General features: G+C 40.3%; 16 protein-coding genes. 15 read left to right on the top strand and 1 reads right to left on the bottom strand.

The genetic code is table 11. The annotated features are described in order from the left end of the window. Nucleotides 1–69: 69 nt before the first annotated feature. The 5 genes from M1K58_RS11410 to M1K58_RS11430 all read left to right on the top strand — a co-directional run bounded on the left by M1K58_RS11410 (nt 70) and on the right by M1K58_RS11430 (nt 2,163). Nucleotides 70–732, top strand: coding sequence for a hypothetical protein (locus M1K58_RS11410; protein ID WP_256758971.1), 663 nt, complete (start codon nt 70–72; stop codon nt 730–732). After that, nucleotides 729–1,259, top strand: coding sequence for an accessory gene regulator ArgB-like protein (locus M1K58_RS11415; RefSeq protein WP_256758972.1), 531 nt, complete (start codon nt 729–731; stop codon nt 1,257–1,259). Before M1K58_RS11410 ends, M1K58_RS11415 begins: the two co-directional genes overlap by 4 nt. After that, a complete protein-coding gene (locus M1K58_RS11420) occupies nt 1,252–1,380 on the top strand; it encodes a cyclic lactone autoinducer peptide (RefSeq protein ID WP_256758973.1) in 129 nt (42 codons plus the stop codon). Before M1K58_RS11415 ends, M1K58_RS11420 begins: the two co-directional genes overlap by 8 nt. Before the next feature lie 76 nt (nt 1,381–1,456). After that, entirely contained in the window at nt 1,457–1,828 is a 372-nt protein-coding gene (locus tag M1K58_RS11425; protein WP_256758974.1) for a LytTR family transcriptional regulator DNA-binding domain-containing protein, read from the top strand. A 197-nt stretch (nt 1,829–2,025) separates the two neighbouring features. Further along, nucleotides 2,026–2,163, top strand: a complete 138-nt coding sequence (locus tag M1K58_RS11430) for a hypothetical protein (RefSeq protein WP_256758975.1) — start codon at nt 2,026–2,028, stop codon at nt 2,161–2,163. 122 nt (nt 2,164–2,285) lie between these two features. Here M1K58_RS11430 and M1K58_RS11435 read toward each other — a convergent pair whose 3' ends face one another. After that, nucleotides 2,286–2,657, bottom strand: a complete 372-nt coding sequence (locus M1K58_RS11435; RefSeq protein ID WP_256759043.1) for a helix-turn-helix domain-containing protein — start codon at nt 2,655–2,657, stop codon at nt 2,286–2,288. A gap of 240 nt (nt 2,658–2,897) precedes the next feature. Between M1K58_RS11435 and M1K58_RS11440 the strand changes: the two genes are divergently transcribed. The 10 genes from M1K58_RS11440 to M1K58_RS11485 all read left to right on the top strand — a co-directional run bounded on the left by M1K58_RS11440 (nt 2,898) and on the right by M1K58_RS11485 (nt 13,940). Then, nucleotides 2,898–3,356, top strand: a complete 459-nt coding sequence (locus M1K58_RS11440) for a hypothetical protein (protein WP_256758976.1) — start codon at nt 2,898–2,900, stop codon at nt 3,354–3,356. A 26-nt stretch (nt 3,357–3,382) separates the two neighbouring features. Then, entirely contained in the window at nt 3,383–4,441 is a 1,059-nt protein-coding gene (locus M1K58_RS11445; protein WP_256758977.1) for an LCP family glycopolymer transferase, read from the top strand. A 256-nt stretch (nt 4,442–4,697) separates the two neighbouring features. Next, nucleotides 4,698–5,624: an ABC transporter ATP-binding protein gene (locus tag M1K58_RS11450; protein ID WP_256758978.1), complete on the top strand. Its 927-nt coding sequence runs from the start codon at nt 4,698–4,700 to the stop codon at nt 5,622–5,624. Then, nucleotides 5,608–6,420, top strand: a complete 813-nt coding sequence (locus tag M1K58_RS11455) for an ABC transporter permease (protein WP_256758979.1) — start codon at nt 5,608–5,610, stop codon at nt 6,418–6,420. The genes M1K58_RS11450 and M1K58_RS11455 overlap by 17 nt, the downstream gene beginning before the upstream one ends. A 739-nt stretch (nt 6,421–7,159) precedes the next feature. Beyond that, entirely contained in the window at nt 7,160–7,951 is a 792-nt protein-coding gene (locus M1K58_RS11460; RefSeq protein ID WP_256758980.1) for a tyrosine-protein phosphatase, read from the top strand. 102 nt (nt 7,952–8,053) lie between these two features. Continuing rightward, on the top strand, nt 8,054–9,328 hold the full coding sequence (locus tag M1K58_RS11465) for a glycoside hydrolase family 55 protein (RefSeq protein ID WP_256758981.1): 1,275 nt from the start codon (nt 8,054–8,056) through the stop codon (nt 9,326–9,328). 176 nt (nt 9,329–9,504) lie between these two features. Next, on the top strand, nt 9,505–10,260 hold the full coding sequence (locus M1K58_RS11470) for a YveK family protein (protein ID WP_256758982.1): 756 nt from the start codon (nt 9,505–9,507) through the stop codon (nt 10,258–10,260). After that, nucleotides 10,235–10,906, top strand: a complete 672-nt coding sequence (locus M1K58_RS11475; RefSeq protein ID WP_256758983.1) for a CpsD/CapB family tyrosine-protein kinase — start codon at nt 10,235–10,237, stop codon at nt 10,904–10,906. The genes M1K58_RS11470 and M1K58_RS11475 overlap by 26 nt, the downstream gene beginning before the upstream one ends. A 50-nt stretch (nt 10,907–10,956) precedes the next feature. Further along, nucleotides 10,957–12,291 carry a hypothetical protein gene (locus M1K58_RS11480; protein ID WP_256758984.1) on the top strand — a complete coding sequence of 445 codons (1,335 nt, stop codon included), beginning with the start codon at nt 10,957–10,959 and terminating at the stop codon, nt 12,289–12,291. After that, nucleotides 12,288–13,940: a hypothetical protein gene (locus tag M1K58_RS11485; protein WP_256758985.1), complete on the top strand. Its 1,653-nt coding sequence runs from the start codon at nt 12,288–12,290 to the stop codon at nt 13,938–13,940. The genes M1K58_RS11480 and M1K58_RS11485 overlap by 4 nt, the downstream gene beginning before the upstream one ends. Nucleotides 13,941–13,957: the final 17 nt, after the last annotated feature.

Here is a 13,957-nt window from a genome sequence, read left to right on the forward strand (position 1 = left end):
ATTGTTCCATTATGGTAAATTTAGGTGTAAAATTAAAATGACTATAAGTAGCATTGCGGGAGGCAAAAAATGTCTCAATTTTTGTTAGATATCTCGGTGAATATGTATGAAGTTATTGCAATGTTTGCTTTGATGTTGGCGATTTTTAGATTTTCGATAAAAGGATATTTGACATATACCTTTATTGCAGCGGCTGTCATGGCACAAACCTCTTATTTACTGAGATTCGTGTTGGATATGGATAGTGTTACACCATTCTTTATGCTGTTATGGTTCATAATCTTTGCCTGGTTAATATTCCGAATTCATATATTTTATGCTTTATTGATGGTTATAACGGGTTATTTAGTTTATATCTTAGTCCAATCTACAATTGTATTATTACTTCAAAGTGTCTTCACACTCGAAGAGCTTAGCGGTACGTTGTTAAATGCGAAGTTGATTCAAGTTGTAGGGTCGACATTAACTCTAGCAATCGCACTTTGGTTGCTTAGAAAAAGAATAGGATTTTCTTTCGTTCCGGACCGTATGGATGAAAAGGTGACAATGGATAAGTTAAATATAGCGCTGTTGGTCATCTCCATTGTTTCATGTCTGTTTATATCGGGGTTTGTCTTCGTGTTTCTCAAGCTAAGCTTTTTGCACAGCACGCTAACTGCAAGCTGTTTACTTTGTTTCCTCGCCATTCTGATTATTCTAAAAATCGCTCATAAGAAGGAGATGATAACGTGATCGAAGCTTTTTCTGCACGTATTAGCGCTTACGTCTATCGTCATAATGACCGTCAACATGTCAGCCAAGAAGTGATGAAATTTGCTCTTATTGCTTTGTTAACACACACCTTAACGATAGTGTTGAGTCTAGTAATTGGAATTATGATTGGAAAGTTTCAAGAGACATGTATAGTCGTATTGGCAATGACGTCTTTAAGATATTTGGCAGGTGGGCATCATCTAAGTTCCCCGGTTTTATGTATCATTTTCTCCTCGGCAGCGGTAGTGGTTGTACCGTTTATTCCGATAAGCACACCGATCCTATACACCTTTACTGCAATAAGTGCACTCTTGGTATGGAAATATGCGCCTGTTGATATGCGGGGGAAGACGCGGATTTCCGATCGGACACTAAACATCATGAAATACACTGGATTAGTGCTCGTTCTTTCAAATATACTAATTCAATCGGAAATCTTGGCAGTCTCTTGGTTTATTATTTCGTTGACATTATTACCATATAAGGGGGTGGAGTCACATGAATAAGAAGTTTGCGCGTTTATTAGCTACTGCACTTGGTTTGGTTGCTGTTGTATTCGTTACTACTGCCTGCGCAGCCTTTTTCGGTCATCGTCCAGATGTACCAGCTGAGTTATTGAATAAGTAGGTGCTACGCGGCTGTTGGAGTATCTCCAGCAGCCGTCTACCCGTAACGATCGGGAAATAACAGTGGAGTGGAACTCATGAATCAGCCAGTCACACGGGATCGAAACAACAATAGTGAAGTCATCATGATGGATATGGAAGACGTATTATATATCCAGACAGAGGATGGAGCAGTTGTATTCCATACGCCCGAAGGCAGCTTTTATCCTCTGATTCCATCACTTAGTATGTACGCGAAACATACGGAAGCACTTGGCTTCGAGAAGCTAGATCGAACGAACTTAGTGAATATGAAAAAAGTGAAAGAGTTTGATTTGAAGCATGGATTAGTGTATTTTGAAGAACAAATAAGTTCCAATAGTCGTAGTCAAAGCGCTATTGTTGCTTTCATGAATATCGGCAAGCTTAAGGAAATGATAATGACCTGGATTGAACGAAATACGAAATGAACTAGCTGAATTTCAGGAGCTGGTTCTTTTTTTTATGTTATAGGTTATTTCACCTAGAACTGGGCTTATTCGACAAAAGTTCTGAATATTAATTATACCTCCTGTCCTATCACTCGACACCCTCCGCATAGTCTTTAAACTATACTGATATTAGTGTTTCAAAACCGAGAAATCGAAGAGAGGGCTTGGGAGCGGAGATGGAGAGGGATATACCGATAGGTTTGAACTTAAGTAATCAACCATTGGAAGTAGACATCCGCAAGATTTTGGAGCAGCTAGGGATTCAGAAGGAGAAATGGCCGGAGGAATATAAGAATTCAGTACAGCGGTCTTAATTTGCTTATCCTAACTTTCGATACATAATGAAAACTCAAATAAACCTCAGTAGGGGAACAGATGTGTTCGTTCATCTGATTAGCTACTGGGGTTTATTTTGTTGTCTAATTAATTATTGCCCCTACTTATCCATATTCCGTTCTGCACGGACAAAGGCTATGAATCGACGAGCTTCCTCGGCAGACAGCTTACGGCCATCAATGGTTAGAGCAAAGTGCTCCAGTAGCTGGTCGTCTGCTAATTCCAGCTCGTCAGTGAATTGGCGAACTTCTGGATCCAAGGTAACAGTGGATTGAGGGGTTCTTCCTACTAGATAGTCTATCGAAACCTGGAACAAGTCTGCGACTTTACCCAATGTTTCCGTATCTGGTTCCCTACGATTTTTCTCATAGTGTGATAGAGCCGCACGTGAGATACCAAGGGATGAAGATAGCTCTTCTTGGGTCAAACCGCGTTGGTCTCTTAAGAAAGCGAGACGACTGCCGATATCCATCATATCCCTCCCAGGATGGTCATTAAATTCATCATAATATGGATAGAAGATAAATGCATTATTTGAAACAAATTGTCGCAAAGTTTTACTATTTTATAGTAATATCCACTTTTCGAGTGTGATAAACATAAGTTTTCATCTAAAAGAGCCAATTTTTCTCTTGACGTGTTACATTGTGTATCGTACATTGAATTTATGTGTTAGATACGATTTGTAGCGTTTGAGAAATAAGGTGATGACATGGATGATGTGCTTGTAGAGAATCGGCGCGAACATATTCGCTTTAAACTAACTACGCCACTATTCGCAGAGTTGTCGCTCTGGCGTGTTGATGTGCGAGAAATTAGAAGCCGAAAACAGGTTATCTTACTCAACAATATGAGTGTGGGAGGCTGTCAGTTTACTACAAATTTGCTCATTCCAGTTCGTGAGGACGTAGAGTGGCTTATTGAGTATAGGATGGGTCATTATTTTGTGAAATTGAGAACTGTTATTGTACACACAGGTCATGAGGATGGTCTACATACTTATGGAGCGAGATGGTTAATGACTGGCCTAGAGAGACAGGCATATCAGTATCGATTAAATGATTACATGCAGAAGGTCATCATATCAAGTCCGCATATTCATACGTTATATAAGAAAATCTCCGATCGCAACAATGATGGGCAGTTTAGACAATTTGATGTTACTTCATAGGGTGGGAAGGAAGGGAGAAACGAACTGTGAAACGGGCTTTAGTAATTAAGATTATCGTCTATTCCCTAATCTCTCTATTTGTTATTGCAATTCTAAGTGGGGGTTATCTTTGGTACTCCATGCAAAAAACAATGGATGCGATGTATGAGCCACTTCCTTCTACGAAGTGGGTAAATCCTGTGTTTGAAATAGAGCCTGAGGCTGAGAAAATGGATACTCCTGTAACAACGGACATAGATTCGAATAATGAAGGACGTTTAGGCCCAGAGGTATCCGTAGTGGCTCCTATGGATGAGAAATCTAGACTTTCTCTCGATGAAGAAGGAGTAAAGCGACTAAGAAACCCGAATTTATCGGAAGAGGATCCCTTTAGCATTTTGTTGCTTGGTGTAGATGAGCGAGCAGGCGATCGAGGACGTAGTGACACGATGATTTTAATGACAATTGAACCTAAGAAAGGAGAAGTTGTTGCTATCTCGATTCCACGTGATACAAGAACGTTGATGCCTAACTCAGGGAAATACGACAAAATTAATCATTCGTATGCCTTCGGGGGGTCCTCTTTGGCGGTTGAGGCTGTTGAGCATTTGTTTGGAGTACCCATCTCCTATTATATGAAAACGAATATGGAAGGCTTAGTTAATATTGTAGATACATTAGATGGTGTAGATGTTGTTAACCAAAGAGCGTTCGAATATGAAGGAAGGTCCTTCCCTTTAGGAGCACAGCATTTGGACGGAGAGGAAGCCTTAGCCTATAGCCGTATGCGTAAGGAAGATCCACAAGGGGACTTTGGTCGAACCCAAAGACAAAGACAAGTACTATCCAGTGCTGTCGATCAGGTTATAAGTGTGAATTCGATAACAAAGCTTCCGCGTCTCCTATCACATCTTTCTGATTATGTCCGCACCAATTTGACCTCGAAGGACATGATTAATCTGGCAATAAAATACCGTCCCGTAATCCATAATATTGAAACCTTATATTTGGAAGGAAAAGGGAAGATGATTAACGGAATTTACTACTATACCGTTACACCGGCAGAACGTCAGAGAATTCAATCGAGAATGCTTATGGATTCATAACGTTATTTCAATCCACTAGGGGGCTATTATGGAACAATCCGTCTTATTCTATTGTGTGAGATGCAATCAGCTGAAAACGATGGAGCAGGCAATGGCATTATTTCGTACCGGGTATTATCGTGTACTCTATCCCCTTGGCTGCTGTGTTCGTTGCGAGCATCAATCAAGATCAGCTTAAATTTACATAAAAATATGGATTTCCTACCTTCTGTTGGTATAATTATGAAGTGTTAATTTAGTAGACGGAGGGGAATTCATGTCACAGGCTCCTATCGTTCGCTTGCAGGATGTAACTAAAGTTATCGGCAAACGAACGATTATCGACCGCGTGTCCTTTGAGGTGCGACCGGGCGAAGTTTTTGGCTTTTTGGGTCCGAACGGATCAGGGAAAACGACAACGATAAGAATGATGGTAGGATTAATGGGATTGACCTCTGGAGATATTCATATTGGGGGTCACAGTATCCGCACGGACTTTCCTAAAGCAATTGTTCAAGTTGGAGCAATTGTAGAAAATCCGGAGATGTACAAGTTTCTAACGGGATATCAGAATTTGCTTCACTATGCTCGGATGAACTCTTCTATTACGAAGGAAAGAATTCAGGAAGCTATCGAGCTTGTAGGACTTCAAGATCGCATTCACGACAAGGTCAAGAAGTATTCTCTTGGAATGAGACAGCGACTAGGTGTTGCTCAGGCGATTATGCATCGACCTAAGCTCCTAGTGCTTGATGAGCCGACGAATGGTTTGGACCCTGCTGGAATACGTGAGCTTAGGGATTATTTACGCTTGTTAGCTAGAGATGAAGGAACGGCCGTAGTCGTGTCCTCACATATGTTATCCGAGATGGAATTGATGTGTGATCGAGTAGCGATCTTGCAGAAGGGTCAGATCATAGATGTCCGCTCTATTAGAGGGGAATCTGGTGTTGGAAGTAAGCCCACATTGGAAGAAGTACAATTTGACGTGGACCATCCGGATGCAGCGTTAGGCATTCTTGAAGGTCAGGGCTCGGGTCGTATTAGTGATGGCCTGCTAACGTTGTCTTCTGATCGTGCGGGGATTGCGGCTATCAATCGTCGATTGGTAGAAGCAGGAATTAATATCTACGGAATTCGTGTGAAGACGAAGTCGTTGGAAGACCAATTCCTCGAGATGACGGGGAGTGAAACGATTGGTTAACTATATCAAGCTTATTCAAAATGAGAATATGAAAATATACCGCCGTGTAGGTACTTGGATTATGCTTAGCTTTATTGTGCTAATTCCGATTCTCGTATCCTTAGTCGTACTTCTTGCAGGTGGAGATGACGACACGACCAGTTGGCCCTTAATCATGCTGGAATCTTATTTTTTATTTAGTCTCATTATCATCTTTACTGTCGTTGTCTCATCAGATACTGTAGCAGGCGAATTTTCGCGTGGCACGATAAAGCTGCTATTAATTCGTCCTTGGAGTCGTTCGGCTATATTACTATCTAAGTATATTGCGACTATGATGTTTGCATTATTTTTTACGATTGTTGCTTTTATTGTTACCATGCTCATTAATCTGGCATTATTCGGGTCTACTTCTGATTCTAACGATCTTGGAGGCATAGTGTCGACGGGGATAGTAGGTTGGGGTGATGTCCTGCAATATTACTTGTACCAATTTGTTACTTTGATTATCATTGTTACATTCGGCTTTATGATGTCTTCCGCATTCCGTAGTAGTGGTCTAGCAATCGGATTATCCATCGGCTTCCTCTTCGCAGGCAATATCATCACAGGCTTGTTCGCTATGGCGGATAAGGTGTGGGTTAAGTATGTACTGTTCATGCATCTCGACCTCACTTCCTACATGGATGGGGGAACCGGACCTATTCCGAGTCATCCGATGACGTTAGGCTTCTCCCTAGGGGTTCTTGCTGCCTACTTTGCCATATTTAACTTGATATCCTGGACGGTGTTCCGGAAACGAGATATTACGGCATAGGAACTATAATGATAAAGGTAGAAGAAAGGATCGTCTGGAAAGTAGATAGGTTCACTTACGTAACTCCTCATTTTTTAAGAATTATATAAACTTCAGAAAATTGGTGAGTCAGGAGTATTCCTGTCTCACCAATATTTGATTTGGTTACTAAATGTCTTTTTGAGTATCATTAAACGGGCAAGGATCGTAGCAGAAGTCGGTATATTCATTAGTTAATACGAAACAACTTGTAGCTACAGCAGGGCTTGATTCAGACATGCGTGGCTTCTATAATTCGTACATTATCGATGCTCCTTAAACTACTGCGCACAACTAACTCATTTTGATCCCTAGTCAAGGTAGTGAGGTAGTAAGATCATTACTGAATAAGGATGGTGCTATATTATGACTAACAATACCAAGGCAGTAAAAAAACATGTTATAGGCCTTCTATGCCAACAAGTGGTCCTTACAATCAAGGAGATTATGTGAAAAATACATTACCTACAATTTTGGGTTCTGCTGGAAGTCGATATGTAGTTAAAGGTTCCTTCAAGACTTATACCACATTCTTAGGAGGATTACCTAGGTTTAGTTCTCGTTCTTGCAATGGTTCAGTCTAAGGGGGGGCGCTTCACTGGGGCGATCTTTTTTTTGTTGCAAAAAAGAGAAAAACTTGACATCTGTGCTCAGTGTATCTTAAGTTTGAAAAAAATAATACAAATTGTATATATAAAAGTATCATCCGGAGGCGATTATTGTGATTGATACGCATTGTCATATTCTTCCCATGTGCGATGATGGACCAGATCATTGGGATCAATCGTTGGAAATGGCTAGAGAAGCTATACGACATGGCATAACGGAAATTATCGCGACGCCTCATCATGGCAAAGGGAATTATATTAATCGTTCAGACAAGATTAGATCATTAGTAAATCAAATGAACAATGAATTAGGAGTCGCCAATATTCCATTAAAGGTCTGGGTAGGGCAAGAGTATCATTTGGGTATCCATCATAGAAGTGACTTTGAAGCGAGCGATCTTCAAACACTTGGAGATAGCAAATATGTATTGGTGGAACTTCCATCCCGTCAAACTCCCAAAAGCTTGAATTCGTTTATAAATGTCTTAATAGCTAATCTCTATATTCCTATCATCGTTCATCCAGAACGCCATGTTCCTTTTATTCGAAAACCGGAAAAGCTTTATGAATTAATAAAGTTGGGAGTTCTATTTCAACTAACTGCCCCTTCTTTAATTGGCCACTTTGGACAATCTGTACAACAAGCAGCATGGTTAATGGCGAGAAATGGGTGGATTCATATACTGGCATCCGATGCTCATGATCTTAATAAGCGGGGATTTAGATTAGGTGAAGCTTATTTGCTACTAGAATCGGAGCTTGGTCACGATAGAGTGGAGATCTTACGTGCGAACGCGCAGCAATTGGCCCATGGGGGGGCTATTGATAGAGGAACACCTGTTATCCCTCATCGGACTAAACGTTGGTGGTCACCTCTTCTGTGGAAACAAAAAAGAAACTTTTAAGTCTATGACTATTTTTAAATAATTGGATTTTCATCTATACCAGAATTGCTGGGTCTGAATACAATTAAATGAGTATAAAAGATAGCGAAAGGTGTGAAGCTCATGGATGATTCAACCCAAACGATTGTTTATCCGGCTGATTATAAAGTTGATCCTACTGGAAAGACAAGCTCTTCTAAAGGTATTCAGCAGGCCATCGATGATTGTCGTTCTAAGGGCGGGGGGGTCGTCAAACTACCGCGTGGTGTATATCGGTTGGATAAAGGTTTAATCACGTACCCCAACATTATGATTGTAGGATCTGGTATATCCTGCACCCTGATCGATCATGTATCGAATGACTTTGCGATTCAGATGATCTCAAACCAAGACTATTCTGAACGAGCAGGAGTTTATAATTTATCAATTAGAGGAAATGACAAATTGAATGCTGCGGCTATCGAAGTTGTAGACACACTCGATTTCGAACTCGATCATCTCCAAATTGAGAACTATGTGAACGGTGTAGGCGTTAAAATCACGAATAGAAATTATTGGGCGGAAGGTACCTTCAGCAATGAATTGATCATTAAAGACTGTAAGGTGGGTATACAATTTGAACGGCAGAACGGGACAAATAGCTTTGGATATACTCGGCTAAGGAATTTTATGATTAATGTTCCATCGGGCGGAATTGGCATTGATTTGGGGGGGACTACCGGGAAAGCGATCTATATTTATCATTCTATCTTACAAGGGACTCTATGGTTGGATGAAAGCAAGAGTGCCATTGGAATGGTTTGTAGAGGAAACGTGCTTCTAGAGAAGAGTAACCTATTTATTGTTGGCGAAGGGTGGAACAGTGACGTACAATTGGGGATTAAAATGGAAGGCGGAACGATCAAAGGGGAAGGCTTCATTAATATTGCAGGCGTAGGTAATGACCTGAAGAAGGGATCCATGTATATACGGAGCTTAAATGGCGCACTTGATAATAAAAGCGGAACCGATAGCAATGGAAATGCGTTTACGGCGATGCTTACGGAGAACCCGGATGTCTATCATGTCGCAAATTATGGCTTCTATTCCAGGGACGGTATTGATTCTCCCTATATTTCGATGTACGACAGTGGAGACAACGCTCTGCTGATTAAAGCGGTTCCTTACAATAGCACGCCTTCTGCTGCACGCACGGTGTTTCAAGTTGGCAGGTTAGGGGAACTGAAGCCGCAAGTATATCAATCTGGTGCTGGCATTTACTCTGGTAAGGGAGATCCTAGCGGTAAAGTAAGTGCAAGCGTGGGTTCAATCTATATGAGAACGGATGGCGGCTCGAAAAAAACGCTTTATGTGAAGGAGTCGGGTGGGACAGGGAGTAGTGGTTGGATTGCTAAATAAGGCATTAATATTCAACTGACCGTAAAAATAAGCGATATTGCTTATTTTTTTTGCATTTCGGCGATGGGAACTACTAATATTTAAACCAAAAAAGTGTTGACATGTTACTAAATGTATCATAAATTAAAGATGGGAATGATACAATATGTTTCATTGAAAGGGATTGAAGAAACATTATGGAGCTAGAGCTTAAGGATTTTTTCAGGATTTTGGCAAAGAGGATTTGGTTCATCTGTGGTGTTGTTGTGATGATTTGTGGAATAGCTGTCACGTATCATTATCTCTACTCTAAACCTGTATATGTAGCTAGTACAAAGCTCATTGTGACAAGTGTGAATCATGATAGAGGTTTGGGGGTACCGGATTCCAACGAAATCAGTTCCAATATGATGCTAATAGGGACATATAAAGAAATTATTGCATCGACTGCTATCTTGGATAAAGTGTTGCTGGAGCACCCAGATATTACTTTAGATGTTAATCAGCTCGTATCTGGTGTGAAAGTGGTATCCAGTTCTGGTTCACAAGTTATTAATGTTTCTCTGAGTGATACATCGTTCGAACAGGCGGTAATTACGGTTAATGCGATCGCTCAAATGTTTAAGCGGGAAATTCCGCAAATTATGAATGTAGATAATGTAACAATATTAAGTGAAGCAAGAATGACGGAACAACCTGCTCCAGTATCGCATGGTTTAATCTTCAAGCTAGTAATTGCATTCATACTTTCACTGATGTGCTCCGTAGGAATTGTAATGATCTGGGAATATCTCGACGATACGATCAAAACAGAAAAAGACGTTCTGCAATATCTCCGTCAGCCTACGCTAGGTGTCATTACAAAAATAAAAAAATCAGAAATTAACAAGGTATATTTAAAGAAAAACAGGGCAGGTGACAATATTCATGTCAGTATCAATCAACAAGTATAAATTGATACCTCAATTTCATACAAAATCCGTGATCACAGAGTCCTATCGATCTTTATGCACGAATATCCATTATGCTTCCGTAGAGAAGCAAGTTAAGACTATTATGGTGACATCTACGTTTCCGAACGAGGGGAAATCCACAACGATAAGTAATTTAGGTATCAGTTATGCACAAGCTGGGAAAAAGGTGTTACTCATAGATGCGGATTTGCGAAACCCGACTTTACATCGAGTTTTTCATGCTTCCAATCGCTTAGGATTAAGCAATCTACTTGTGAACCAATGTAAGATCGAAGATGTCATTATGGATGTTTTAATTCCTAATCTGAATCTCATCCCAGGGGGACAGCTCTTACCTAATCCAGCGGAGCTTCTTGACTCTTCAAGCATGGAGGTATTGTTAAGTCAGTTGAAGCCGCTTTACGACATCATTCTTATTGATTCTTCTCCTATTCTAGCCGTTTCCGATTCCATGGTCCTTTCCTCTAAATGCGAGGGAGTCTTATTTATTGTTAAACATGGCGGGGTGAAACGGGAAGCGGCGCAGAAAGCACTGGCGAAGCTTGAACATGTAAAGGCGAATGTCATTGGGGTTATCTTAAACAACAAAAAGAGAACGAAAAATGATTATGTCTATTACTATTAAGAGTAGCGAATACAGCATAGAAGAAGCAGCCGAATCTGGAATCGAGGAAAATGGGAATGAATGTTGCTTATACGCCTGATTCGAGAGTTGAAGGCAAGATCCAGTCCAGCTTAATTCAAATGGTTCATTTTCTCTTTTATTGTGGAGTATTTACGATATCGTTCGATCTTCTATCCGTGGCCATTGGTGGTTTCACGTTTCGTCTGTCGCAAATTTTTTTGTCAATTCCTATGGGGATAGGTGCTGTAGTCTTTATTATTGTGAAAAAAGAGCGACTGCCGCTTGGATTTGTTAGTTTGTTTTTCTGGACAGTGTTTTTACTTTTATTTATAAACAACACCACATACCTAACACGAAATATTGGATATTTTGTTTGGCATATTTTTAATGTTTTTTTGATACTTTCTACATTCGCGTTATTCGATACCAGGGAGAAATTTTTAAAGCTGTATAGGTATTATGTTTACTCATTTGTTTGTTTGTCCGCATTCAGCTATATCCAATTTGCTGCAGGTGTCTTGGGCATTAATCTCTTTATCCAGCAGTGGTTTAAGGAAGGATTTCCAAGAGTGAATGGTTTCTCGTATGAACCTTCTTACTTCTCTACTTATTTATTTATTGGTTGGGTTATGGTGTACTACCTATCCCACTTCCAAATTTCGTTGATACCGCAAAAACACCTAAAAATAATGTTCTATGTGATCTCAGGCGCTATGGTTCTTACTACGTCAAGAATCGGCTGGATGCTGATGGCAGGTGTTGTGGCATTCAAATTAACTAAATCTGTGATCGGGATATTTACCAAAGGGAGAATAAACATTAAATTGTTCGGTATCTTGTTTCTGATTTCCTTATCGATAATGGGTTACCAGCTTCTCTTTGGATTTCAAAACTTGAATTTTATTTTGAACGGAACTGGTTTGCAAGGAACGGCTGCTCATTCATCCATCGGGAGAATGCAGCAATTCGATGATACTTATACAGTTTTTACCAACAGTCCGATTGTTGGATATAGTCTAGGTGGCGTTTCTCCTGCTATCGGGGAGCTAAATGGAGTTAGAGTGTTGGATCAGAGTGATGCAAAGAGGTATGAAGGAATCTCGATTTTTGCTGAGGTTCTTGCAGCGAGTGGAGTTTTTGGTTTTATCCCTTTTGTCATTTACATTGGGTTGATCATCTGCGCTCCGCTCAAACTGATAAAAAAGACAAGCTATGAAATGAAGCACATTTTGTTGAGCTTAATCTACTCACTCTCTGCTTTATTGGTCATCTTGCAATTTAATCAAAACATACTCAGACCCTACTTATGGCTACATATTGGGATTATTTCGGCATTGTATTACGTTATAAAATACCAAATGGATGGAAATGAGAGGACTGTATGAAATACACTTTACTTTCCCGAATTATGATTACAGCAATGCTGGCGTCCTTCACTGCGGTTTATTCCTTAGTTGTGTCTGGCAAGTATGGGATTCTTCCCATTCCAATCGGGGTCGGTCTTGTACTCATTGTGATCTTCCAGCTGTTGAAGAAATTCGACATCATTAAAGAATTGAAGGATTTTCCCCAATACAAATATAGAAAAACCATTTATACCTGTACGATTCTGTCTGTCATCTCCTTTATGAAACAGTTCCAAACAACGCTTGAAACAGCGTTCGACAAAACCGGAAATACCTTTTTAATCGCTGCTGCAGTAGTCATAGTATTCGTTATCGTAACAGTTAATTTCTTTACTCTTTGGTACTTGCTAATGAAGCGGTATTTAGAAAAAATAATGCTATCGGTAATGGAATTAAGCAGAACAGAGAAAAGCATGATCTATGGGTATGTTGCTATCTTCGCGATAGTGAGTATGCTCGTACTACTAAAAACAAGCGCGTTTATTTATCCGGTGGACCCTGATGGCAATTATTTAGTCGATGTGATCTTCTCGACAGATAGCGCGAAGCTCCTGGATGGACGCGATGTTTTCTCCTCACCAAATACGAGTGAAAATGATTTTAGGCAGCTGTTGTTCGGAATTGTCGCGTTTCCGCTTGCAATGATTTTCGTTCCGATATCCTATTTCATTCACACTATTCTCAATTCGTTGCAAGTTCCAATTCCCTTCGAAATCATCTATGGCTACTTAATCAGCGTAGCACAAGCCCTTCTTTTCGCTATTAGTGCAATATTAATCAAGCGTCTGTTACATAAAGAAATGAATGAAACGTATGCGAATCTATTTGCCTTGCTGTACCTAACATCGTTTTCTACACTCCTCTTTACGATGACAATTGAGCAGTATGCGGTATCTCTTCTAACCTTGCTCGTCTTTGTATATTTCTATGTGAATCAGCGAAGTGGTACTCTATCATACATCGTAGCAGGCACAACGTTAACCTCGTCGTTCGCCATGCTGCCTCTCGTTGTATTCGAATCGAGGAATGGGACTTGGAAAACTTATTTGATGAAAACAGTTCATATCGTGTTGTTGACAGTATTCGCGTTGGTATTCTTCGGTCAGCTCTATGAGCTCATGGAAGGAACTGACCAAGTGACTCATTTATTGACCAAATTCTCGAGCAGTGAAAGTCTTACAATGTGGGATAAGATCGTTCAGTACTATCAATTCTTGCCATCCATGTTTATCGCGCCAGCGACGTTTATTGTCCAAGATGTTCTAAGGCTTGGTGAAGCGAATTGGCTTTACAATGCATTAAGCGCAATGATTGTCCTTGTGGTTCTCTCCAACCTGTTGTACGTGAAGAAATCACGTCTGACGTTGGCTTCTATGTACTGGGTACTCATTTCCTTTTTACTATTAGGGGTTGTGGGGTGGGGAACGGTAGAGAAATCTTTAATCCTCTACTCCTCTTATTTTGGCTGGGCATTCCTCGTGTTGTTCGCATTAGGATATGCTAGATTATTCGCAAAGCATATCTTCGCCGGGAAAAGCGTACTAATCAGTTTGGTCCTGGTCGTATTCCTATTCAATGCCTATCATATCGTTCAATATATTTATAGTCTTGGCAGTTTCAGGGCCTGATGAAATGGGGGTTCACT

The sequence above is a fragment of the Cohnella sp. WQ 127256 genome (genome assembly GCF_024519285.1).
GTDB lineage: Bacteria > Bacillota > Bacilli > Paenibacillales > Paenibacillaceae > Cohnella.